This window comes from Stenotrophomonas sp. GW821-FHT09E08 (genome assembly GCF_059416125.1).
The window spans coordinates 1-23,353 of record NZ_JBWKOO010000003.1 but is presented as its reverse complement, the minus strand read 5'-3'; the positions used below and the strand labels follow the sequence as shown (position 1 = coordinate 23,353).

General features: G+C 67.6%; 21 protein-coding genes. 4 read left to right on the top strand and 17 right to left on the bottom strand.

Features of this window, described 5'->3' with window-relative positions; translation table 11 throughout:
* The first annotated feature begins 10 nt into the window (after positions 1–10).
* Together AC07M7_RS04715 and AC07M7_RS04710 are read left to right on the top strand one after the other, a co-directional pair.
* On the top strand, positions 11–2,299 hold the full coding sequence (locus tag AC07M7_RS04715) for an Orn/Lys/Arg family decarboxylase (protein WP_495206853.1): 2,289 nt from the start codon (positions 11–13) through the stop codon (positions 2,297–2,299).
* 28 nt (positions 2,300–2,327) lie between these two features.
* Positions 2,328–3,230 (top strand): cation diffusion facilitator family transporter, encoded by a 903-nt coding sequence (locus AC07M7_RS04710; RefSeq protein ID WP_495206852.1) that lies wholly within the window; start codon positions 2,328–2,330, stop codon positions 3,228–3,230.
* A 197-nt stretch (positions 3,231–3,427) separates the two neighbouring features.
* Here AC07M7_RS04710 and AC07M7_RS04705 read toward each other — a convergent pair whose 3' ends face one another.
* From AC07M7_RS04705 to AC07M7_RS04665, 9 genes are all read right to left on the bottom strand, one after another.
* Entirely contained in the window at positions 3,428–4,141 is a 714-nt protein-coding gene (locus AC07M7_RS04705; RefSeq protein ID WP_495206851.1) for an energy transducer TonB family protein, read from the bottom strand.
* Complete coding sequence (locus AC07M7_RS04700) at positions 4,134–4,934, bottom strand: ChaN family lipoprotein (protein ID WP_495206850.1); 801 nt, start codon at positions 4,932–4,934, stop codon at positions 4,134–4,136. The genes AC07M7_RS04705 and AC07M7_RS04700 overlap by 8 nt, the downstream gene beginning before the upstream one ends.
* Complete coding sequence (locus tag AC07M7_RS04695) at positions 4,921–7,392, bottom strand: TonB-dependent receptor domain-containing protein (protein WP_495206849.1); 2,472 nt, start codon at positions 7,390–7,392, stop codon at positions 4,921–4,923. Before AC07M7_RS04695 ends, AC07M7_RS04700 begins: the two co-directional genes overlap by 14 nt.
* 64 nt (positions 7,393–7,456) lie before the next feature.
* On the bottom strand, positions 7,457–8,383 hold the full coding sequence (locus tag AC07M7_RS04690) for a FecR family protein (protein ID WP_495206848.1): 927 nt from the start codon (positions 8,381–8,383) through the stop codon (positions 7,457–7,459).
* Positions 8,380–8,889, bottom strand: a complete 510-nt coding sequence (locus AC07M7_RS04685) for an RNA polymerase sigma factor (protein WP_253079086.1) — start codon at positions 8,887–8,889, stop codon at positions 8,380–8,382. The genes AC07M7_RS04690 and AC07M7_RS04685 overlap by 4 nt, the downstream gene beginning before the upstream one ends.
* Positions 8,890–9,016: 127 nt before the next feature.
* Entirely contained in the window at positions 9,017–9,523 is a 507-nt protein-coding gene (locus AC07M7_RS04680; RefSeq protein ID WP_046984671.1) for a hypothetical protein, read from the bottom strand.
* Between the two features lie 69 nt (positions 9,524–9,592).
* Complete coding sequence (locus tag AC07M7_RS04675; RefSeq protein WP_046984670.1) at positions 9,593–9,817, bottom strand: hypothetical protein; 225 nt, start codon at positions 9,815–9,817, stop codon at positions 9,593–9,595.
* Complete coding sequence (locus tag AC07M7_RS04670) at positions 9,814–10,515, bottom strand: glutamine amidotransferase (RefSeq protein WP_495206847.1); 702 nt, start codon at positions 10,513–10,515, stop codon at positions 9,814–9,816. The genes AC07M7_RS04675 and AC07M7_RS04670 overlap by 4 nt, the downstream gene beginning before the upstream one ends.
* On the bottom strand, positions 10,512–11,285 hold the full coding sequence (locus AC07M7_RS04665; protein WP_495206846.1) for a YggS family pyridoxal phosphate-dependent enzyme: 774 nt from the start codon (positions 11,283–11,285) through the stop codon (positions 10,512–10,514). The genes AC07M7_RS04670 and AC07M7_RS04665 overlap by 4 nt, the downstream gene beginning before the upstream one ends.
* 76 nt (positions 11,286–11,361) lie before the next feature.
* Here AC07M7_RS04665 and ptsJ point away from each other — a divergent pair, with 76 nt between their 5' ends.
* Entirely contained in the window at positions 11,362–12,648 is a 1,287-nt protein-coding gene (gene ptsJ, locus AC07M7_RS04660) for a MocR-like B6 salvage transcription factor PtsJ (RefSeq protein ID WP_495206845.1), read from the top strand.
* 67 nt (positions 12,649–12,715) lie between these two features.
* Here the strand turns inward: ptsJ and AC07M7_RS04655 are convergent, their stop codons facing one another.
* The 7 genes from AC07M7_RS04655 to AC07M7_RS04625 all read right to left on the bottom strand — a co-directional run bounded on the left by AC07M7_RS04655 (position 12,716) and on the right by AC07M7_RS04625 (position 21,488).
* Positions 12,716–13,222 (bottom strand): hypothetical protein, encoded by a 507-nt coding sequence (locus AC07M7_RS04655; RefSeq protein ID WP_046984666.1) that lies wholly within the window; start codon positions 13,220–13,222, stop codon positions 12,716–12,718.
* 81 nt (positions 13,223–13,303) lie between these two features.
* Positions 13,304–16,414, bottom strand: a complete 3,111-nt coding sequence (locus AC07M7_RS04650) for an error-prone DNA polymerase (protein WP_495206844.1) — start codon at positions 16,412–16,414, stop codon at positions 13,304–13,306.
* Between the two features lie 6 nt (positions 16,415–16,420).
* Complete coding sequence (locus AC07M7_RS04645) at positions 16,421–17,830, bottom strand: Y-family DNA polymerase (protein ID WP_495206843.1); 1,410 nt, start codon at positions 17,828–17,830, stop codon at positions 16,421–16,423.
* 9 nt (positions 17,831–17,839) lie between these two features.
* Positions 17,840–18,454: a translesion DNA synthesis-associated protein ImuA gene (gene imuA, locus AC07M7_RS04640; protein ID WP_046984663.1), complete on the bottom strand. Its 615-nt coding sequence runs from the start codon at positions 18,452–18,454 to the stop codon at positions 17,840–17,842.
* Between the two features lie 297 nt (positions 18,455–18,751).
* Complete coding sequence (locus tag AC07M7_RS04635; RefSeq protein ID WP_046984662.1) at positions 18,752–19,759, bottom strand: cyclase family protein; 1,008 nt, start codon at positions 19,757–19,759, stop codon at positions 18,752–18,754.
* 35 nt (positions 19,760–19,794) lie between these two features.
* The gene (locus AC07M7_RS04630; RefSeq protein WP_495206842.1) at positions 19,795–20,445 is read right to left on the bottom strand and encodes a DsbA family oxidoreductase; all 651 of its coding nucleotides are present in this window, start codon (positions 20,443–20,445) and stop codon (positions 19,795–19,797) included.
* A 92-nt stretch (positions 20,446–20,537) separates the two neighbouring features.
* Positions 20,538–21,488 carry a LysR family transcriptional regulator gene (locus tag AC07M7_RS04625; RefSeq protein ID WP_295381929.1) on the bottom strand — a complete coding sequence of 317 codons (951 nt, stop codon included), beginning with the start codon at positions 21,486–21,488 and terminating at the stop codon, positions 20,538–20,540.
* A gap of 131 nt (positions 21,489–21,619) precedes the next feature.
* Here AC07M7_RS04625 and AC07M7_RS04620 point away from each other — a divergent pair, with 131 nt between their 5' ends.
* Complete coding sequence (locus tag AC07M7_RS04620) at positions 21,620–22,510, top strand: sterol desaturase family protein (RefSeq protein ID WP_495206841.1); 891 nt, start codon at positions 21,620–21,622, stop codon at positions 22,508–22,510.
* A 9-nt stretch (positions 22,511–22,519) separates the two neighbouring features.
* Here AC07M7_RS04620 and AC07M7_RS04615 read toward each other — a convergent pair whose 3' ends face one another.
* Positions 22,520–23,224 (bottom strand): helix-turn-helix domain-containing protein, encoded by a 705-nt coding sequence (locus AC07M7_RS04615; RefSeq protein WP_495206840.1) that lies wholly within the window; start codon positions 23,222–23,224, stop codon positions 22,520–22,522.
* Between the last annotated feature and the right edge of the window lie 129 nt (positions 23,225–23,353).

Sequence of the window (23,353 nt, the reverse complement as noted above, 5' to 3'; positions counted from 1 at the left end):
GAGAATCAACGTGTATTTCAAGTCTCTGGATTATCCGGTCATCGTCATTGACGGTGACTACGACTCGCCGCGCATCGGCGGCATCCTCATCCGTGCGCTGGTGGAAGAGCTGCGCAGCAATGACCAGCGCGTGCTGTGCGGCCTGAACCTGGATGACGCCCGTGCCGGCGCCCGTACCTATGTGGCTGCTTCGGCGGTGCTGATCTCGATCGACGGCAGCGAGGAGGTCGATGGCGAGTTCCAGCGCCTGACCGCCTTCCTGCGCGAGCAGAGTGCGCGCCGGGCCAACCTGCCGGTGTTCCTGTACGGCGAGCGCCGTACCATCGAGAAGGTGCCGAGCAAGCTGCTCAAGTACATCCACGGCTTCATCTTCCTGTTCGAAGACACCAAGAGCTTCATCTCGCGTCAGGTGATGCGTGCGGCCGAAGACTACATGCAGAACCTGCTGCCGCCGTTCTTCAAGGCGCTGATCCACCACGCGGCGGAGTCGAACTATTCCTGGCATACGCCTGGCCATGCCGGTGGCGTGGCCTTCACCAAGTCACCGGTCGGGCGCGCCTTCCACCAGTTCTACGGTGAGAACACGCTGCGCAGCGATCTGTCGATTTCGGTGCCGGAGCTGGGCTCGCTGCTGGACCACACCGGCCCGATCAAGGAGGCCGAGGACGAGGCCGCGCGCAACTTCGGCGCCGACCACACCTTCTTCGTCACCAACGGTACGTCGACGGCCAACAAGATCGTGTGGCACGGCACCGTGGCCCGTGGCGACGTGGTGTTCGTCGACCGCAACTGCCACAAGTCGCTGCTGCATTCGCTGATCATGACTGGCGCGGTACCGGTGTATTTCACGCCCAGCCGCAATGCGCACGGCATCATCGGCCCGATCAGCCTGGACCAATTCACCCCGGAATCCCTGCAGCAGAGCATCGCGGCCAATCCGCTGGCCAGCCAGGCCTACCAGGCCGGTTCCAAGCCGCGTATCGCGGTGGTGACCAACTCGACCTACGACGGCCTGTGCTACAACGCCGAGAAAATCGCGGAGGAGATCGGCAGCGCGGTCGACTTCCTGCATTTCGACGAGGCCTGGTACGCCTATGCCGCGTTCCATCCGTTCTACGAGAACCACTACGGCATGGCCAAGGGCAAGCCGCGCGAGCAGGATGCGATCATCTTCACCACTCATTCCACGCACAAGCTGTTGGCTGCGTTCTCGCAGGCCTCGATGATCCACGTGCGCAATTCGGCCAGCCGCGACCTGGACGCTGAACGCTTCAACGAATCGTTCATGATGCATACCTCGACCAGCCCGCATTACGGCGTGATCGCGGCGTGTGATGTTGCCTCGAAGATGATGGAAGGCGATGCGGGTCGTTCGCTGGTACAGGAAATGCACGACGAGGCCATCGCCTTCCGCCGCGCGATGCTGCACGTGCGCGATTACCTCGGTCGCGACGACTGGTGGTTCAGCGTGTGGCAGCCGACCCAGGTCGAGCGCAGCCTGGACAAGGGCGATACGCCGGCACCGCTGGTGGCCAAGCGCGAGGAGTGGTACCTGCAGCCGGACGCGCACTGGCACGGTTTCGAGAACCTGGTCGACGACTACGTGCTGATCGACCCGATCAAGGTGACCCTGCTGACCCCGGGCCTGGCGATGGACGGCAGCATGGGCAAGCTGGGCATCCCGGCGGCGGTGCTGAGCAAGTTCCTGTGGGGCCGCGGCATCACCGTGGAGAAGACCAACCTGTACTCGGTGCTGTTCCTGTTCTCGATGGGCATCACCAAGGGCAAGTGGAGCACCCTGGTCACCGAACTGATGGCGTTCAAGGAGCTGTACGACCGAAACGCGCCGCTCAGCCAGGCGCTGCCGACGCTGGCCGCCGATTACCCGGTGGCTTACGCCGGCTGGGGCTTGCGCGACCTGTGCGATGCGCTGCATGCGTTCAACCAGGAGTTCGCGGTGGCCAAGGTGATGCGCGAGATGTACGTGGATCTGCCGACGCCGGTGATGACCCCGGCCGATGCCTACAACCACCTGGTGAAGGGCGAGATCGAGCGGGTCGACATCGAGCAGATCAGCGGCCGCATTGCCGCGACCATGCTCGTACCGTACCCGCCGGGCATCCCGACCATCATGCCGGGCGAGCGCTTCGGTGACAGCGACGAGCCGATCATCCAGTCGCTGCGCATCGCCCGCGAGCAGAACGCGCGTTTCCCGGGCTTCGAATCGGACGTGCACGGGCTCATCATCGAGCAGGAGGGTGATGCGGTTTCGTACAAGGTGGAGGTGCTGAAGGCCTGACCGGCAACGGTCGGCCGTTCGGCGAACGATGGATACCGCGCGCGAGCAACGCATCCTGACGTTCTCGATCGGAGTCACCCTTGCGGTGAGTGCGGTCGGTTTCAGTGGTGGCCTGCTGGTGGGATCGCAGGCCATCCTGTTCGACGGCGTGTACAGCCTGGTCGACGTTGCCCTGACCCTGGTGTCGTTGTCGGTGTTGCGGCTGGTGGCGCGGGAACAGAGCCCACGCTTCCAGTACGGCTATTGGCACCTGGAGCCGATGGTCGAGGCGCTGGGCGGTGTGATCCTGTCGCTGGCCTGCGTGTACGCGCTGGCCAACGCCGTGATCGGCCTGACCACGGGCGGGCACGAAGTGAAATTCGGGCCCGCGCTGTGGTGGGCAGCGCTGCTGAGTGCCAGCAACCTGGCGATGGCGGCGTTCGTCGCGCAGCGGGCGCGGCATCTGCGCTCGGCGCTGCTGTGGCTGGACGTGCGTGGCTGGCTGTTGGGTGGGTTGATGAGCCTGGCGGTGGTACTGGCCTTCGTGCTGGCACTGGCGCTGCATGGCGGTGAGTGGCACCACTGGGTGCCGTACCTGGATTCGATCGTGCTGGCCTTGATCAGCCTGGCGGTGCTGCCGGTGCCGGCACGCAGTGCATGGAAGGCCATGCGCGAAGTGCTGCAGGTAGCGCCGGATGATCTGGACGGTCGCGTGCAGCAGGTGATGCAGGCCTTCGTGGCCGAACGTGGCTATACCGGCTTCACCAGCCACGTGGCGAAGATGGGGCGGATGCGCTTCATCGAGATCCATGTGCTGGCCGACCCGGCCACGCCATTGGGTTCGGTCGGTGAGGTCGACGCGATGCGCGATGAGATCGCGGTGCGATTGGATGCCCGTGCCAGCACGTTCTGGCTGACCATTGATTTTACTGCCGACCCGGCGTGGACGTGACCCCGGAACTGTAGAGCCGGGCCCATGCTCGGCTGCTCCACGCGAACGGCAGCCGAGCATGGGCTCGGCTCTGCCAGTGGACGCAATCGTTGCGCATGGCGGACTACTCTGTTGCGCCAGTTCCATTTGACCTCAACCAGAGTTGAGGTTGCAGACTGCCTCGCAATCCCCGACATCAAAGCGGAGGCTTGGATCGTCTAGCGCAGGTAGTACTCCACCGGCACCACCAGTTCCTGCGGCGCCTTCAGCTCGGCGGGAATGGGCGGTAGCGGCTGCGCACGACGGAAGGTCTGCAGCGCGGCGTCATTCAGCATCGGCTGGCCACTGGACTGCTCCAGCCGCAGCGCCAGCAGGCGGCCCTCACGGTCGATGCTGGCCCTGACCCACGCCGTACCCTGCTGGCGACGCGAGCGCGCGGCGGCGGGGTAATAGCGGTAACGCTCGAGCCGCGCCATCAGGCGGGCTTCCCACTGGTCGCTGGCGGCGCCGGTCTGGAAGTCTGCCGGTGGCGCGTCCGGAGCGGGCGGCGCGGCCGTGATCGATGCCGGTGCGGGACTTGCATCGGTCGCGGCCGCAGGCGGGGCGACCGGCAGCGGTTGCCGGCCACGACCGCCGGTTTCACTGGCAGCCAGCTCGCCTTCGCGTGCGGCGGTGGGCCTGGGCGGCGGAGGCGACTTCGTGGCTTGTGACGCCCGTGCCTGTTGTGCCTGGCTGGGCGTATCGGCCTGGCGTTCCTCTACGGGCTGTGGCGGAGTGGCCGGTGCCAGCAGGCGCAGGCTGATGCGCACGTCCTGTTCCGGTGGCGGCAGCATGGGCGGCGTGGCGACCCAATGCACCAGCAGCAGCAAGGGCAGCAGGTGAAGCCCGATGGTAATCGCGATGGCCTGCCAGTGTTGGCCGCGCTCACTCATCGTCCAGCACCCACAGCAGATCGGCATCGGCGGCGTCGACGGATTCGCCGGGTGACGCGAGTGCGATCACCAGGGACGGCGCCTCTGGCGGCAGGTAGCCCGGCACGCCGGTCCCGCGCAGTACATGCCAGCGGCCGGCAACCAGCAGCGCCGGTGCTGGTGCACGGGTCAGCACCTGCGCCATGCGGCTGTCGCGGGCCTGCTGCACGGCCAGCATGCCGTCCAGCATCGGCGCGGCCTCTGCATGCTGGGCCAGCACCACCGCCGAAAGGCGTTGCCGTGCAGTGGCAACCGGGAACCGGACTGCCTTGGTCGAAGCCAGCAGCGTGTTGACCTCGGCGCGCGACAGGTTGCCACCGAACAGGGCCGTACCCGCAGCGGTGGCGTCCTGTACCAGCCCGCCATAGGCCGTCCACGGCCAGCGCGCATCCCAGTCAAGTAACTCCTGCAGGCGCGTGCCGTCGGCGTGGTTGTCCTTGGCCAGCCAGCGCTGCACCCGCTGCAGGCGTGGCTGGCGCTCACTGGCGATCATCTCCAGCACCAGGGCAGCCTGCGGCCGCTGCTGCTGCAGAACCTGCAGCAACCAGCGCTGGGCGGCATGGTCGCCGGCCAGGTCATGGCGCTCGCCCAGCAGCATCCGTTGGGCCGCGGCCGCGCGCTTCACGAACGCGGCCTCGTCCAGGGGCTGGCCACTGGCCAGGTCGATCACCGTGCCGGGCATCGGCTGCGCGCTGGTCACTGTCGCCAGCGCGAGCAGGCACACGGGCAGCCAGCGACGGCTAGAACGCCACATTGACGCCCATCGAAACGGTGCGGCCACGGCCGTTGCCGCGGTCAAGGATCGGGCTGAAGATGCTGTCGATCGAGGCATTGTTGTCATAGGCCTTGTTCTGCAGGTTTTCGATGTTCAGCCACAGGGTAGTGTTGGCCTGGGGCTTGAAGCTGGCGTAGAAGTCCAGCAGCACGCCGGTGCCGCCGGTCTTGCGGGTCTGGAAGAAGTCGTAGCCTTCCTCGGTCGGCCCGGAGTACTCGGCACGCAGGCCGGCCTGCACGCGCTGCTGCCACCAGCGGCCACCCACGTCCAGCGTCCAGTAGCGGTCGGGCAGTGCGGTGATGTCTTCCAGGTTGACGAACTCGATGGCCGGCGCGCTGGTGCGCGAGCGGGTCCAGCTGAGCGTGGCGTGGTAGTGCTCGCTGGCGTAGTGCGCCTCCAGCTCGATGCCGCGCATGCGCACGATGCCTGGGTGGTTCATCCAGCGCGTGGTGGTGCTGAAGTCGTCCACGTTCAGTGCATCGGTCCAGGCGTTGAGCTGCGGATCGCTGTCGATCGGCACCACGAACGGTTCCACTTCCGGCGGATGCACGATCAGCAGGTACTGCGGCTTGATGTAGTCGCGGATGCGGTTGTCGAAGCGGGTGATCCGCAGCTGTGCCAGGTCACCCTCGACGAGCAGTGAGTCGGTGCTGAGGTTGGCGCCGAACTGCAGGTTGCGCGAGCGCTCGCGGTGCAGGAACGGATTGGCACCTACGCCGTCGGCATCGCTCATGCCCTCCAGCGGAATCTTCTCGAAGAACATCTCCTGCACCCGCGGCGGCCGCGAGGTGCGCGAGGCTTCGGCGAACAGCTGCAGCCAGTCGGTGACCTGCAGCGAGACCGCCAGGCTGGGGCTGAGTGCACGCTCGGTGCGACGCACGTCGATGTCGCCGCCATTGATCTCCGTGCATTGGCCCGGCACATCCGAGCACACCGGAATATGGCCGCGGATGCCGTAGCGGTCCTGGCGCAGGCCGGCGGTCAGGGCATAGATGTCGTACTGCAGTTCCAGCGTACTGAAGACGCTGTCGAGCTGGCTGCGGCCCTGCGGATTGGCGCCGCGCAGGGTGGGAGTGTCGGCGACGTAGATGTCCGACTGGTGCTTGATGCCGGTATTCCAGCGCGCCTGCAGCGCACCGATGTCGAAGTGGCTGGTGTTGTCTACGGTCCAGCTGCTCAGGCTGCTGTGTGTGCGGCGGCCGATGTAGCTGGAATCCTCCACCGGCGGATAGAACAGCCGGGTCTTGTTGCTGGCGAAGGTCGCGCGCAGGTCGATCCACGGCGAATAGGGCGTGTAGTGGTAGCTGGCCCGCTGGTTGCGCGCGGAAATCTGCCACGGGTAGTTGTGGTAGAAGTCGTTTTCGTAATGCATGTGGCTCAGGTCGAGCCGATGCTGGTCACTCGGCTGCAGGCGCGCTTTCAACAGCCAGCTGCTGGGCTGCTGGCTGCCGGGGTCGGCACTGTTCTTCTGCCCGCGTGCGGTGGCGTACTCGTTGCTGCGGCTGCTGCTGGCAGCGGCCAGCAGGCCGAACTGGCGGTCACCGCCGTCCTCGCTGTGGCGCCACGCACCGGCGAAGGTGCGGCCGCTGCCATAGCCGTTGTTGCCATGGCGATAGCCCGCACGCAGGCCCCAGTCGCGGCCTTCGCCGAGCAGATCCTCGATATCCAGCGTGCGGAAATTGGCACTGCCGGTCAGCGTACCGGCGCCATCGCCGCCGGCAACCGCGCCGCGCTGCACGTCCACGCCGGCCAGCAGGAACGGGTCGACATAGGCGAACGGGCCACCCGAGCCATGCCCGGCGTTGTTGCGGAAGGTCTGGGTGACTCCGTCGATCATGGTGTTGACCCGGCCGGCGCCGGTCATGCCGCGGATGTTGACCTGCAGGCCAGGTTGGCTGCGCGAATGGAAGCTGTGGGTGCCGGGCATCGAACGCAGCAGGCTGTTGCCTTCCTGGCGTTCGGCCATCGCCACACGCTCGCTGCCGACCGTGGGCGCGAAACCATCACGGGTGGCCGGTACGTACTGGCTGGCGCCGGCGCCCGGTGCATGGCCGTGCGCGGTATCGCCCTGCACCCGCAGCGGCCCGGTGCGGCGGCTGCCATCACCCCGTTCGGCGGGTGCCGGTTCCAGGGTGGCGCGGCGTGCATCGATGAAGCGCGGGCGCAGGCCGCTGCCTGTGAGCAGAAGGGACAATGCCTGGGCGTCGTCGAAATCACCGCGCAGGGCAGGGGCGGCATGGCCGGCGGGCAGCGCCGCACCGATCACCAGATCGACGCCGCTCAGGCGGCTGTAGGTATCCAGTGCGGCAGCCAGTGGCTGTGCGGGCAGATCGTAGTGGCGGGTGGCCGCCTGCGCCTGCGCACTGGCAGGCAGCAGTGGAATCGCGCTGGCACAGGCCAGCGACAGGGCGAGGACAAGGGGGCGGTGGCACAGCATCGGGGGCTCCAGGAGGTGACGCAGAGCGTCGTCATCCTGGGTAGACGCGGCCGCGGACCGGATGTCAGGGTGCATCACGCTGTTCCCTGCGCGGCGGCAGCCACACCTGTATGCCTGCACCGAAGTGCAGCACGCGCACCTGCAGCTGGGTGGCCAGCTGGTCGCGGTTGCTGGCCGCACCATCGGCCCTGCCGAGCAGGGTGACCGGCTGCTGACGCAGGCGCTCGCCGACGACCCATGTGTGCCCGCCATGCCAACGGTCCAGACCCTGGGCGACTTCAGCCAGGGGGACCGACACCCAGTGCAGGCGCCGTTCGCGCCAGGCCAGGACACTGCTGTCTGCGTCTGTCGCGATCGCCGGTGTGTTTCCATTGAAGCGCAGCTGCTGCCCCTCGCTGGCCTGCACGCTGCTGGCGCCGCTTTCCACGCGGACGCTGTGTTCGGTGACTGTGACCACGCTGCTGCCGCCCTGCACGGCCAGATCAAATGCGGTTCCCAGTGCGGTGACGGTGCCCTGTGGGGTGTGTACCTGGAATGGCCGGTCGGCATCGGCGGCGACCTTGAACCAGGCTTGCCCTCGCTGCAGCTGCAGCTGACGGCGCTGTGCGTCGACGCGCACATGCACTTCGCTGCCCGGCGACAACAGCACATGCGAGCCGTCCGGCAGGGCTTCATCACGGATCTCGCCAGCGGCGGTGCGCAGTACCTGAGCAGCAGGCGGCGAGGCGTGGCGGCTGTACAGACCGAGCGCGCACAGCAAAAGGACCGCAATGCCGGCTTCGCGGAGGCGGCGGCGTTGCCTGCGTTGCTGGTGCCGCTGCAAGCTCGGCAACGCTACACCGGCCTGCCACAGCTGCTGCAGATGCTGGTACTGCGCGGCATGTCGCGGATCGGCCTGGTACCACTGTTCGAACGCGCTCTCGTCGCGGTCACCGTCGCGCCCGTCCAGCCACCAGCGTGCGGCTTCGCGCGCGATCGCGTCCTGGCTCATGCGCCCGGTACCTGCTGCAGGGCGACCAGAGCACGCAGCAGATGGCCATGCGCGGTCTGCCGGCTGATGCCGAGCTGGCGGCCGATGTCGGCCAGTGCCAACTGCTCCACCCGGGCCAGCAGGAACACCTGGCGTGATCGCGGCGGCAGCGCGGCGATGATTGCATCGAGATGGCGCAGCTGTTCGGCGTCGAGCAGGCGTTGCTCCGGCAGCGGTGCAGGATCGGCGATGGCGTGCAGCTGCGCGTCATCCAGCGCCTCTTCGCGACGGCGCTGGCGTTGCCGGTAGTGGTCGGCGATCAGGTTGTGGGCAACGCGGTACAGATAGGCGCGGCCATTGTTCAGCAGGCCGCTGGTGGCGACCTTGACGACACGCAGCCAGGTTTCCTGGACGACGTCATCGGCGTCGCTGCGTTGCGGGAGTTTGCGGCGGACATGGGCGTGCAGCGGCCGGTAATGGGCCGCGCACAGATGCGCGACATCCGTCGGTTCGACAGGCGTGGACACGGGGCGGGCGACAACTGGGAAAGGGAACAGCCCGCGGCGGCAAGGGCAGCGGCTGCACCTTACAGCAAAAGAGAATCATTTGCATCAACGAGTGCGGGCGGTGAACGACGCACGGCCGCCGGTGGGGTTACCGTGGTGGGTAATCGCAGTGGATCTGCAACGATTCGGTCGGGTTGTGATGCAGCACGAATCCGCAGTGCTGCAGGCTGCGCTTCACCCGCGTGACCGCCTCGGCATGGCGGGCGACGCGACGGCGTTGCCAGCGCAGCGGAGTAAATACGCCCAGGGGCAGCAGTCGTAGCCGCTTGCCGCGCAGTACCAGTGAGACATCGACATGGCAGCCATCGATGTCGTGACCATTGGCCCCGAAGATAGCGTCGACCTCATCGTGACGCTGAGGGTAGCAGGTGCGGAAGAGGGTGATGCCGAACCGCCGCACCAGGCGGCGGAAACCACCGAGGCGGCTGTGGCTGGGTTCGAAGCCCCGGGTGAGCAGCAGGCGCAGTTCGGCAGGTAGCAGCGACTGTGCATCGAGCAGGCGCTGCAGCACCTCTGTTTCGATCTGGATATGGGTAGAGGGCCAGCGCGGGGCGATGAGCAGCCCGTGGTGGCTGCCGCGTTGCAGGGTCAACATGGCGGAAGATTGGCATGCCGGAATGCCGTCGGGTAGTGCCGGCCGCTGGCCGGCACTACCATCGTCGGGTCAGAGATCGCGGTACTGGATCTGTGAAGCCAGCACGCGCAGGCCGTCAGCATTGCTGGACAGGATGCGTTCTTCGCCGACACCTTTCTGCCGCTTCAACTGGAAGCCCTGATCCGCAGGCAGCTGTGCGGCGATGGCGTCCATGCGTTGCAACGCATCGGGGCCGCTGCAGTCGAAGTGGCCCCAGTGGGCGCCATCGCGGTGGATCTGCAATCGGTAGTTCATCGCGGCATCTCCGGCAGGTCCTGCAGCCATTGGTCGAACATCGCGGTGGCGGCAGCGGCCAGTGGTGCACCGTAGCGGCGTGCCTGCGCGCGCAGATCGTTCGGATCGATGCCGGCCTGGGCCAGCTCCAGGGTGTGGCCGATCAGCCAGCGCTCGAACTGGCGGGCGTCCAGTTCTGGATGGCATTGCAGGGCCAGTGCGTGGCTGCCGATGGCGAAGGCCTGGTGACGGCAGGCCGGCGTGCTGGCCAGGCGGCGTGCACCGGCCGGAAGTTCGAACGCCTCGCCATGCCAATGCAGTACCGGAATGCCCTGCAGGGCCTGCAGCGGGGAACGCTGGCCTTCATCGGTCAGCAGCAGCGGTGCAAAACCGATCTCTTTGCCACCACTGGGAGCGACGCTGGCACCAAGCGCGTAGGCCATCAACTGCGCGCCGAGGCAGATGCCCAGGGTCGGCCGCTGCTGCTGCAGGCGACGCTGCAGCACAGTGATACTCTCGGCCAGGAACGGATAGGTATCCACATCGTTGACACTGATCGGCCCACCAAGCACTACCAGCAGGTCGGCAGAGTCGACCGGATCGAGCGCATCGACGCCGGCCTGGAGCACCTGCAGCTGCCAACGCTGCGTCAGCAGCAGCGGCTGCAGGGTGCCGAGGTCTTCGAAGGCGACGTGTTGCAGAACGACTGCGTGCTTCATACCGGGGCTCCGCTGTTCGGCCAGTAGAAGCTGTCCGGGGTGGCGCGGGCGCCGAAGATGGCTTGGCCGACACGAACCACGGTGGCGCCTTCCTCGATGGCGACTTCGAAATCGCCGGACATGCCCATCGACAGCTGCGACAGGTCGAGACCGGGCGGGGCGGTGTGTTGCAGTTGGTCGCGCAGTTCGCGCAGGCGCACAAAGCATGCGCGCACGCGCTCGACGTCGGGGGTGAAGATGGCCAGGGTCATCAGGCCGCGCACGCGCAGGTGATCGAAGGCCGGCAACTGCTGCACGAAGGCCTCGACCGCGTCGGGTTCCAGTCCGTACTTGCTCGGCTCGGCCGAGGTGTTGACCTGCACGAACACATCCAGCGTGCGGTCTTCCAGCTGCAGGCGCTGCTGCAGGGCCTCGGCCACGCGCAGGCTGTCCAGCGCCTGGAACTCGCTGGCAAAGCGCGCCACGTAGCGCGCCTTGTTGGTCTGCAGATGGCCGATTACCGACCAGTACACGCCAAGGTCGGCCATTGTTTCGGCCTTGCGCTGTGCTTCCTGCACCTTGTTCTCGCCCAGTTCCTGGCAGCCGGCGGCCACCGCCATGCGGATGCGGGCGTCATCGACGGTCTTGCTGACCGGAAGCAGGCGCACGCTGGCCGGATCCCGGCCGACACGCGCGCAGGCATCGGCGATGCGTTGGCGCACCGTGACCAGGTTGTCGGCGATCTGTTCAACGGACTGGGCGACGGGCCAGTCGGCAGCGGCAAGGGGCATGCGGGCACCTCCAATGCAGGGTGGCCAGGGTGGGATACACTGGCACAGGACAAGAGATATTTTGGCATAGGACAAAATGAAAATCACCGGGCATAGCGCCGAGTCGATCTTCGACAGCATCCGCGACGGCATCGGCAAGGGCCGCCTGCCGGCCGGCAGCGTGCTGCCGCCGGTGCGTGAATTGGCCGAGCAGCTGGGCGTGAACCGCAACACCGTGGCCGCTGCCTACAAGCGCCTGGATGCGGCGGGCCTGGCCAGCACGGCGGGCCGCCGTGGCACGGTGGTGCGCGGATTGCCGCCGACGCTGGCGCGCGAGGGCAGTACGCCGGGGCTGGCGCTGCAGGACCTGGCCGGCGGCAACCCGGATCCTCGCCTGTTGCCGAACCTGCGCCTGGCCCCGGCGGCGCCGCGCTTGTACGGCGTGGGCACGGTCGACCCGAGGCTACAGGCGCTGGCACGGGCCTCGCTGGATGCGGACTGCCCCGAAGGCTATGCGCTGGAGCTGACCCATGGCGCGGTCGATGGCATCGAGCGCCTGCTGGCGGCGTGGCTGCTGCCGGGCGATCGCATCGCGGTGGAAGATCCGTGTTTCCTCGGCAGCCTCAACGTGCTCAACGCGGTGGGTCACGCGCCGTTGCCGGTGGCGATGGACGCGCACGGCATGCAGATCGAATCGCTGCGGCAGGCGCTGGGGGCCGGTGCACGCGCGGTGCTGCTGACCCCGCGGGCACACAACCCGACCGGGGCCAGCCTGGATGCGAAGCGGGCGCGGGCGTTGCGCCAGCTGCTGGCGGCCTATCCGCAGGTGGCGGTGCTGATCGATGATCACTACGCGCTGCTCTCGCAGCAGGCCTATCACTCGGTGCTGCCGCTGGATGGTCGTCGCTGGGCTTTGCTGCGCTCGTTGTCCAAGCCACTCGGTCCCGATCTGCGGCTGGCGTGGTTGGCCTGCGATGAAGAGACCGCGTCGCGGTTACGGTTGCGGTTGGCGTCCGGTACCGGCTGGGTCAGCCACCTGCTGCAGGATGCGGCGACTTCGGTGCTGGCATCGGCGACGCAGCAGGCGAAGATCGCGTCGGCAGGTGAGCGCTACCAGCAGCGGTTGCAGTCGCTGCAGGAACTGCTGCGTGCACGTGGCGTGCCGACACCGCAGCCGATGGAGGGATTGAACCTGTGGCTGCCGTTGCTGGCGGACAGCCATCCGCAGGTGCTGGCGCTGGCTTCGCGCGGATGGCATGTGCGTGCAGGCGAAGTATTCGCGGTGGCGGCACCGGGCCATGGTCTGCGCATTACCTGCGCGGCGCTGGGGTCGGCGCAGCTGCGGCAGCTGGCCGATGATCTGGCGGCGGTGTGTGGTTTGTAGCGTCGAGCCATGCTCGACTGCCGTGCGCGTAAAGCAGTCGAGCATGGCTCGACGCTACAAAAGCAGATCAGGGCGCGGCGTTGGCACCCGGGCGCACGTAGTAGGACTGGCCGCTGTCATCGACGAACATCAGTTCCGGCTTGCCCTGCCAGGAGGTGAGCATGGCGCCAGTGTTGTTCTGGTGCTTGACCATCAGGCTGGCGCCACGGTCCGGATTGGCCACCACCTTGAACACTTCGGTGGTGCCGGTGGCATCGTCCAGGGTCAGCAGCGCTTCGCCGCCGCGGTCGCTGGTGCCGTAGCCGCCGCGTTCGGAGCCGTCGGGGCCGAGCAGGATCAGGCCGGACAGGGCGGTGGCGCGCGGCCCCTGGGTGCGGCCCTGGCTGAGCGGATCGGGAACCGGTGCGCCGAGGATTACCCGCGGTTGGCCGCTTGCATCGTGGATGATCAGCCCGCGTGCCTCGATGATGCGCTGTGGCGATTGGCTGCGATGCAGGTTCCAGGCGGTCCAGCCGGAAACAAGCAGGGCGAGGGTCGAGACCACCAGCGTGGTCAGCAGCAGTGCGCGGGGCATGGCGTCGTCCTTCCTTGGATGTGCCGACGATAGCGGATGCGGACCGGCAATGGCCAGTTCGTTGTGTGACGTTGTGTATCGTCAGTGGAAATCGCGGCTGTGGCTGCGCAGTCCCTGCAGCAGTTCATCCAGGCAGTGCATGCGCTGCACGATGACGTGCTGCACGCCATCAACGCGTTCCAGGCGGCCATCGATCTGCATCAGCTGTGTATCGACCAGCACCCGGTGCTGGCGATCGGCCAGGTGCCGCCAGACCACGGCGTTGACCATGCCGGTCTCGTCTTCAAGGGTGAGGAAGGTGACGCCACTGGCGGTCTGCGGGCGCTGGCGCATGCGCACCAGGCCGGCGATGCGCACGCGCCGACCATGGCCGTGGCCCGCCAGCTGTGCGGCATCCAGACAGCCACGGCTGCGCAGCTGCGCACGCAGGAACGAGATCGGGTGGCGGCCAAGGGTGGTACCGGTGCTGCGGTAATCGGCCTGCATGTCTTCCCAGGCGCTGGGCAGGGGCAGCGGAACGCGGGCTTCGGCGGTGGCGCGGGCCTGGTCGAACAGCGGCAGCCGGTTTTCCACGCCAGAGATATCCCAGCGTGCACGATGGCGATGGCCGCTGATCCCGCGCAGTGCACCGGCATCGGCCAGCAGGCCCTGCTGGCGGCGGTCCAGTGCGGCGCGCTGGCACAGGTCGCCCACATCGTCGAACGGGCGCCGCGCACGTTCGCGCATGATGGCCTGCACGGCGGGCTCGTTGCAGCCATCGACCAGACGCAGTCCGAGGCGGATTGCCGCCGCGCCCTTGCTGAAGTCCAGGGTGCAGTCCCAGTCGCTGTGGCGCACGTCCACTGGCAGCACGCGAATGCCGTGTCGGCGCGCGTCCTGCAGCAGCTGGTCGGGACTGTAGAAGCCCAGTGGCTGGCTGTTGATCAGGCTGGCAGTGAACGCGGCGGGGTGATGGCACTTCAGCCAGCAGCTGTTATAGGTCAGCAGGGCGAAGCTGGCAGCATGGCTTTCCGGGAAACCGTAATCACCGAAGCCCTTGATCTGCTCGAAGAGGTGTTCGCCGTACTCACGGCTGAAGCCATTCTTCAACATGCCGGCCAGCAACTTCTCGCGATGCGGTTCCAGGCCGCCACGACGCTTCCATGCCGCCATCGAGCGGCGTAGGGCATCGGCTTGGCCAGGTGTGTAACCTGCTGCTTCCACTGCCAGCTGCATCACCTGCTCCTGGAACATTGGTATGCCCAACGTGCGTGCGAACACGCGCTCCAGTTGCGCTGGATAGAGCGGATTGTCAGGGTCGTTCAGTGCATCCGGGCCTTGCTCGCGCAGGATCCTCCGCCGTTCCAGATAGGGGTGCACCATGTCGCCCTGGATCGGGCCGGGGCGCACGATCGCCACTTCAATCACCAGATCGTAGAAGCTGCGCGGTTGCAGACGTGGCAGCATCGCCATCTGCGCACGCGATTCGATCTGGAACACGCCGATGGTGTCGGCGGCGCAGATCATGTCGTAGGTCTTCGTATCCTTGGCAGGGATCGCATCCATGCGCCCTTCGTGCAGGCCATGCTGCTGCAGCATCGCCAGGCATTTGCGGATGGCGGTGAGCATGCCCAGCGCCAGGCAGTCGACCTTCATCAGGCCGGTGGCATCCAGATCGTCCTTGTCCCATTGGATGACGGTGCGATCGGCCATCGCCGCGTTTTCCACCGGTACCAGGGTCGACAGGGGATGCTCGGAAATCACGAAGCCGCCCGGGTGCTGCGACAGGTGGCGCGGGAAGTCGATCAGCTCGGCGGTCAGCGCCAGCAGCCGCCGCATCAGCGGGGTTTCCGGATCGAAGCCGCGCTCGCGCAGGGTTTCCGGCAGCGGTACGTGGCCACCCCAGTGGTCCATCGCCGCGCCCAGTTCGTTGACCTGGTCCATCGGCAGGCCGAGCGCACGGGCCACGTCGCGGATCGCGCTGCGACCGCGGTAGCTGATCGCCACCGCGGTCAACGCAGCGCGCTCGCGTCCGTAGCGGTTGAACACGTACTGCAGTACTTCCTCGCGGCGCTCGTGCTCGAAGTCGATGTCGATATCCGGTGGCTCGTCGCGCTCGGCGGAGATGAAGCGCTCGAACAGCAGGTTGCTGCGCGCCGGGTCGATCTCGGTCACGCCCAGCACGAAGCACACTGCCGAGTTGGCCGCCGAGCCGCGGCCCTGGCAGAGGATGTCCTGGCTGCGCGCGAAGCGCACGATGTCCTGCACGGTGAGGAAGTAGGAGGCGTAGTTCTTCTGCCTGATCAACGCCAGTTCGTGCTCGATCTGCGTGCGTTGCGCTGGTTCGATGCCGCCTTTCCAGCGCCACGGGATGCCACGCTCGACCAGCACGCGCAGCCAACTGTCCGGATCGTGGCCCTCCGGCACCAGTTCGCGTGGATAGGTGTACTGCAACTGCTCCAGCGTGAAGTGGCAACGCTCGGCGATGCGCAGGGTCTCGGCCAGCAGTTCGGGCGGATACAGTTGGGCCAGTGCGGTACGCGGACGCAGGTGGCGCTCGCCGTTGGGGAACAGGCGCCAGCCGGCTTCGGCCACGCTGCAGCGGTGGCGGATCGCGGTCAGGGTGTCCTGCAGGGCGCGGCGGCGGCGCACGTGCATGTGCACATCACCACTGGCGACCAGCGGCAGGCAGTTGCGTTCGCCGAAGACCTGCAGCAGCTGCAGGCGGCGCGCGTCGTCGTGTTCGTGGTGCAGTTCCACCGCCAACCACAGCCGATCATCGAAGCCGGCGCGCAGCAGTTCCAGATCGGTGGCCGCCGGTTGCCGGTCCAGCCACAGGCACAGCAGGCCGTCGGGCAGGCCGAGCAGGTCCTCGCGCAGGCAGCGGTATTCGCCCTTGGCCGCGCGCCGCCGGCAGGTGGTGATCAACTGGCACAAGCCGGCGTAGGCGGCCTGGTCGGAGCACAGCAGGGCCAGCTTCGGCCCATCCTCGACCTGGAATTCGGCGCCGACGATCAGCGCCACGCCATGCGTCTTGGCGGCCTGCCAGGCGCGCACGATGCCGGCCAGCGAGCATTCGTCGGTGATCGCCAACGCGCGGTAGCCCTGGCCAGCGGCGCGCGCGAACAGTTCTTCGGCGATCGAGGCGCCACGCTGGAAACTGAAGGCCGACAGGCAGTGCAGTTCGGCGTAGCCGGGCAGTTCGTTGTGCATGACGGCTCAGCCGAACCAGCCGTGCAGCATCCACGGCGCATGCGGATCATTGCGCTCACGGAAAGCCCAGCCGCGCTGGCCATGCGCGGTTTCCACCACGTAGTAATCGCGCCGCGCATCGGCCTGGTCCCACCAGCCCGATTCGATCCGCTCCGGCCCGGTGACGATGCGCAGGCGGGGATCACGCAGCGGTTGCGGCGTGTCCAGCAGCCAGCCCGGACGCAGCGGCCAGTACGACGGAGGCTTGACCGCAGGCTGGGTGCCACTGGCGCGTTCGGGGCGATGGTCGGCCTGTACCGCCAGCGGCTGCACGGCGTCATCGCCGAGCCGCGCACGCAGGCGCTCGCGCAGCTGCGTCCATGGCATCGCCTGTGCCGGTCGGGTATCGAACAGATCCCGCGCAGCGGGCACGAACGGTGGCAACTGCTCGGCCTGCAGGCGCAGTGCACGGCTGCCGGCGGGCAGGGCAAAGGCTTCCATGCGGTTGCGCGCGATCTCGAACAGCAGCGCGGGATCACGCTCGGGCGCCAGCAGACCAATGGTCAGTACGCTGGCCGGCAGCAGGTCGTGCTCGAAATGCAGGTCGAAGCGCTGCACGCCGCCATCGCGCGAACACAGGAACGCAGCCAGATCCAACAGCAGCCGGCGCAGCGGGAACAGCAGGGCCTGGCTGGATTCGATCTCGTATTCGAATTCGATGCGCGCATCGAAACGATCCGGTGGCTGGTAGTAACGCAGTGGCGCAGTGGGCAGGCCACGCAATGCGTCCAGCTGCTGCAGCACCTCGGGGGCGAAGCGCCGGGCCAGACTGTCACGCGGCAGTTCGAGCACCGCACCCAGCGTGCGCAGGCCGGAACGACCGAGCACGGTCACCGCTTCGCTGGGCAGGCCGCAGCGCGGCAAAGGCAGCTGTGCCAGTGCCGCCGGCAGTTGCTGCGCATCGATGCCGAGGCCGTCGTGGACATTGGCCAGCACGCGCGCGGCATGCGCGGTGGGCGCGGCCACCAGGCGATGGCGGAAACCAAGCGCATGCAGTTCGTTGCGCAGCCGCTGCTCGATCGTCAGCCAGTCGCCGAACAGGGCGCGGCTGGCACCGATCTCCATGACCAGCGCATGCGGAAAATCGAGGCTGACCTGCGAGCTGTAGGCATAGGCCCAGCTGGCCAGCAGCTGCCGGGTGTGCTGTTCGGCGGTGGGGTCGTAGTCGTGCAGGTGCATGTCCTGCACCAGTACCTGCGCGGCCGACAGCAGCATGCCCGGGCGCAGTCCCACCGCACGGGCGGCCGGGCTGACCGCACGCAGCACGCGACGCTGCGGCGGCCCTTGCAGCAGCACCAGTGGCCGCTGCGGGTCCGGCTGCAGGCGCAGCACGCTGTCCAGCGCCAGCTGCGGCAACAACAGGCAGGCCCAATGCATGGCGCGGCCTCAGTGGGTGATGGCCAGTGGCAACGGCTGCGCGGGTGGCAGGCCGCCACGGCACTTCAGCACCCGTACCTGGCCGTGGTCGAGCTGCAGGCGCAGGCTGGCCGGGGAGGGGTTGCGCGCTGCCTGCGCCTCGCGGAACACGAAGCCCAGGCACTGGCCGCTGTCGGCAGCCACCTGCAGCCGGCGCAGGGCGCGATCGTCGGCCTGGTGCGGCCAGCACAGCACCGCCGCGCAGGCCGCAGAGCGCAGGCACTGTTCGGCGGCCCACAGCGCCTGTTTCGGTGCGGCGTGGATGATCTGCAGCTGGGCCAGGTCCAGCCCGGCGGCGGCCCAGGCCGGGGCATGCGGGCGATAGGGCGGGGCGACCAGTACGATCGGGCGTTCGCGCTGGCTCAGCCTGGCCAGTGCCGGCCAGACCAGCGCCAGCTCGCCGACGCCGGGCGCTGCCTGCAGCACCTCGCACAGCCCGCTGGCCGGCCAGCCGCCGCCGGGGAGGCGTGCGTCCAGTGCCGGGTGGCCGCTGGCCAGGTGGTCGCTGGCCGGGCCCTGGCGGGCTGGGCCGCGCCACAGCTGGCGCCCGTCCAGCAGCCGGTCGAGGGCGACGACGGCACCCATCAGCCGGTCCTCCAAGGCAGGCGCCGGGTTGGCTTGAAGTGGCAGGAACGGGCGGAAACGGCAGGCATGGCGCGAGTATCGACGGGCCGGTATCAGGGGCTGAGACCGGACATGCTACTCGCGTTGTGAGTAGAATTACTAATGAAATCGGAGGGTAGGGTTTCAGGTTGCTGAAGGGGTAAAGGAGTGCCGACCAAGGTCGGCACCCACCGGGTATGGGACGGAATGCCGACCAAGGTCGGCACCCACCGGGTATGGGACGGAATGCCGACCAAGGTCGGCACCCACAGGCCCCGGTTACGGGCGGACCGGCAACGCCACCGGGCGCAGCGGCGCGGCATCGCCGCCGCGGATCTTCAGCGGGCCGCCGATGAAGGCGAACTCATAGACCTTGTCGCGGGCCAGTTCGTCCAGCGCCACCAGCTCGATGATCGGAGCGCCCTGCTGGGCCAGCAGGTAGGTGTGCAGCGGCACGTAGTCGTCGGACACCTCCGAGGGGAAGGTCTCGAAGCTGAGGTTGTCGGCGCCGACGATCATCGCGCCGCTGTCCTCGACCAGGAAGCGCGCGGCGTCCAGGCCCATGCCCGGCGGGTTGGCCATGTAGGCCTTGGGCTGTTCGAACAGGCGCATGCGGCCGGTGCGGATCAGCACCACGTCGCCCTGCTGCAGCTTCACCTGCTGGCGTGCCAGCGCATCCTTCAGGTCCTGGCGGGTGACGCGGTAGCTGTCCGGCAGCATGTCCACGCCCTTGGCGCCGGCCACGTCGATCAGCACGCCACGCGCGATCAGCGGTGGGAATTTCTCGATGCCGGTGACGTTCCAGCCACGGTCGCCGAGGTGCTTGTCGGCCTCGAAGCCGTTCCAGATCTTTCCGTGGATGCCGAAGTGGTTCAGTGCATCGATGTGGGTGCCGGTGTGGCTGTACATCGAGAACGCGGTGCCGGTGTAGCTGCGGGTGAGGTTCATGGTTTCACCCACGCCCATCGGATCATCCATCACCGTGCCGCGCGGGGTATGGGTCATCCAGAACTGGTAGTGCGGGTCACCGGCGTCCTGCCAGCTGGGCATGCCGACGTAGTACTCGGTGGCCAGGTCATAGGCCTTGCCGCCACTGACCCGCGACAGGATCGCTGCGCGCGAGGCGTCGGTGATCAGGTTGAGGCGGCCGATCTCGTCCTTCGGCCCCCAGGGGCTGGTACCGACCTGCTGGCCGGAGGGAACGCGTTCGTGTGCGGAAACGGCGGTGGAAGCGGCGGTGCCGGCCAGCAGCAGGGCCAGCGCGGTGGCCAGGGTACGTGAGGTCATGGGGAATCTCCTTGCAGGGTGGGGGACGGTGCGGCTCAGGCCGCGACCAGGTGCGCCAGGGCTTGGCGCAGTTGCGGCAGCGGCAGGGTCTGCAGGCGCAGGCCGTTGCCGCCGATCACGGTGGGAATGGAGCGGATGCCGAGGGCCGCGGCTTCGGCACGGTCGGCCTGCACGCGCTGGCGCACTGCGTCGCTGCGCATGTGGTCAGCGAAGGCGCCACGTGGATGCCCCAGCGACTCGGCGATATCCAGCAGTACTTCGGCGTCGCCGACGTTGCGGTGCTGGTGCAGGTGCGCCCACTGCACGGCATCGAACATCACGCCATGGGCGTCGTTGCCGCCGAGCATGCCGGCAGCCTGGCAGGCCAGTGCACCGGGCCAGCCGGACGGATACTCGAAGTCCTGTGCGCGCATGCCTTCGATATCGATGCGCGCGGTGTCTTCATGCGCGGCGCAGTCGGTCCAGTGGCGCAGGATGATCGCTTTGGCGCGCTCCATCGAGCCGAACACCTCGACCATCTGCGCGCGCGAGTCCTGCAGCACGAAGCTGCGATGTCGCACCTGGATGCTGAGTTCGGCGGAGACCTGCTGCAGGCGCGGGGCGAGCACGAAGCACCAGCCGCAGACCACGTCGTGGAAGAAATCGACCACCGGCGCGGTGGTAGCGGGGGAAGGAACGGAAGACATCTGCCTGCCATCGGTGAGAGGGGAGGCGGCAGATTAGGCAGCGCGGCGCGTCTGAAACAGTACGCCGCGGGCAGCTCAGTTTTCGCTGGCGGTTACGAATCCAGGCCGGCGCAGCCTGGCAGTTCGGCGTGCAGGAAATCGATGAAGGCACGCACCTTGGGCTGCAGGTGGCGTGAGGTGGGATAGACCGCATGCACGAAGCGCGGTGGATAGCGGTGGTCGGGCAGCACCTGCTGTAGTTCGCCACGGGCCAGTGCCGGTGCGGCCAGGAACGAGGGCAGGGCGCCGATGCCCATGCCGGCTACCAGCAGATCGCGCAGCAGCAGGCTGTTGTTGACGGTAGCGCGCGCCGGCAGGGTGATCGTTACCTGCCCATCAGGGCCGAGCAGCGGCCAGCTGCCGGGCGAGTCAGACAGGCTGTAGGCCAGCACGCTGTGCGCCTGCAGATCGTCCACCGCCTGCGGTGCCGGATGCTGCCGCAGGTAGGACGGAGCCGCGCACAGCACCTGCTGCAGCGAGGCCAGGCGGCGCGCTACCAGTCGCGAGTCGTCCAGCTCGGCACGCAGCCGCAGCGACACATCGAAACCTTCGCCGACCGCATCGAGCAGGCGGTCTTCCATCACAAGGTCCAGCGACAGCTGCGGATGCTGCTGCAGGAAGCGTGGCAGCAGCGGCGACAGCGTGCTCAGCGCGAATGATTGCGGTGCATTGACGCGCAGGCGTCCGGCCACGTCGCCGCGCTGTTCGGCGATGCCGCGTTCCAGCGCCTCCAGCTCGTCGAGCAGGCGGCAGCATTCGCGGTAATAGGCGTGGCCGGTTTCGGTCAGGCTCATGCGCCGCGTGGTCCGCTGCAGCAGCACCACGCCCAGATGCGTTTCCAGCGTGCGCAGCTGCTTGCTCAGCCCGGCGGGCGACATGCCCAGGTCTTCGGCGGCACGGGCCAGCCCGCCGCGTTCGACGATGCGGCGGAAGGCACGCATCAGGTTGAAGGAATCCATGCCGGTCTCGGGCGCGATGAGGCCGCCATTGTAGATCCACGCCATGCGTGGATGCGGGAAACGTGGTGCCGTCCACGATGGTCATCCACCAGGGGCGCGCCGGGTTGCGCCGTTTGTTCAAGCCGGCCACCCGCATGCCGCGCCAGCATGCAGGCCCCTTACTTTCCGGATTGCCCATGAAGCACTGGATGCTCCGCCTGTATGCCCCGCTGTTCCTGCTGGGTTTCGTTGCCGCCGCCATCGTCTGGGTCGGCCACTGCCACGGTGACCCGTTGTGGCTGCTGGCCCTGCTCGCGGTTGCCATCGCGGTTTCGTTCGCTGCCGAACGTGCCTGGCCGTATGACCCCACGTTCAACCACGACCAGGGCGACAGCCTGCGTGACACCCTGCATGCGCTGGTCAACGAAAGCCTGAACCTGCTGTCGATCGCTGCGGTTCCGCTGCTGGCAGCGCTCATTCCGTGGCAGCTGTGGCCGCTGCAGTGGCCGTTCGCGCTGCAGGTGCTGATGGCCATCGTCTGCGCCGACCTTGGCATCACTCTGGTGCACTACGCCAGCCATCGCGTTGGCTGGCTGTGGCGGCTGCATGCGGTGCATCACAGCGTGACCCGCATGTATGGTTTCAACGGTCTGATGAAACACCCGCTGCACCAGGCGGCCGAAGCGGTGGGTGGTGTGCTGCCGCTGCTGGTGCTGGGCCTGCCGATGCCGGTAGCCGCGGTGCTGGCGTTCGCCATTGCCATCCAGCTGCTGCTGCAGCATTCCAACGTGGACATGCGTCCCGGCGTGCTGGGTCGGGTGATGGCATGGGCACCACTGCATCGCTTCCACCACATGCGCTACGGCACCGCCGGCGATGTCAATTTCGGTTTGTTCCTGACCGTGTGGGACCACTTGCTGGGGACCGCCTTCGATGCACCGGGCTATCGCCTGGGCCGGCCTGACCTGGGCATCGGCAGCCAGCCGGACTATCCGCACGATTATCCCGGGCAGCTGATGGCACCGTTCCGTGAACTGCCGCATGGCGAGGTGCCGGAGCTGCCGGAAGGCCTGCGCAGGCGTGGGTGATCGAGCGTGTCAGGTCGCGTGCAGCTGCAGGCCCTGAAGCTGCGCGGCACCGATGCCGAACATGCGGCGCAGGCTGCGTGACAGATGGGCGAGGTCGGCAAAACCGGCCGCATGCGCGCTGTCGGTCAGGTTGTGTCCGCGCAGATGATGCATGAGCGCGTTGCGCAGCCGTTGCCACAGTACCCAGCCGCGAAGGGTCACCGCCAGCTCTGACTGGAAACGCCGGTGCAGCTGGCTGGTCGACAGGTGCGCCGCTTCGGCGATATCAGCAGCCGGCACCGGGCCGGGCAGGTGCTCGGCGATACGGGACAGCGCGGCCTGCACGCGGCGGTCCAACGGCTGCGGGCGACTCAGCCTTGGCAGCCAGTCGTGCAGCTCCAGCGCGTTGCCCGGCAGCGCGAGCAGGTGCTGCCGGATCTGGTTGGGATCGGCATGCGCCGGTTCCAGGAACACCGTGCAGCCCGCTTCCGGCGCCGACAGGATTGCGTGCGGCTGGAATGACGGCAGCCACAGCCGTTGGCCCTGCTGCCGTACGCCGTCGATCTCGACCTGCCAGGGCGTGCCGTCGCTCAACAGCAGTTGATGGGCGTAGTGCGCATGCGCGGCGCTGTCACCGGCATGACCGTGAAGCACGGCGGCGTGAGCATCCAGCAGCAGCGTGCCATTCCAGGGCAGGGCGGGAGAGGACATGGAGGGATTGTAGATCCACGTCATACGTGGATGAATCTCCATCGAAATCGAATATTCCGACAGTTGAACGAAGAGCAGCCGAGCATGGGCTCGGCTCTTATCTCTTGCGACTCTGGCACCTTAGGTGCCGAGAGCCCGGCGCGGGCGACCGTT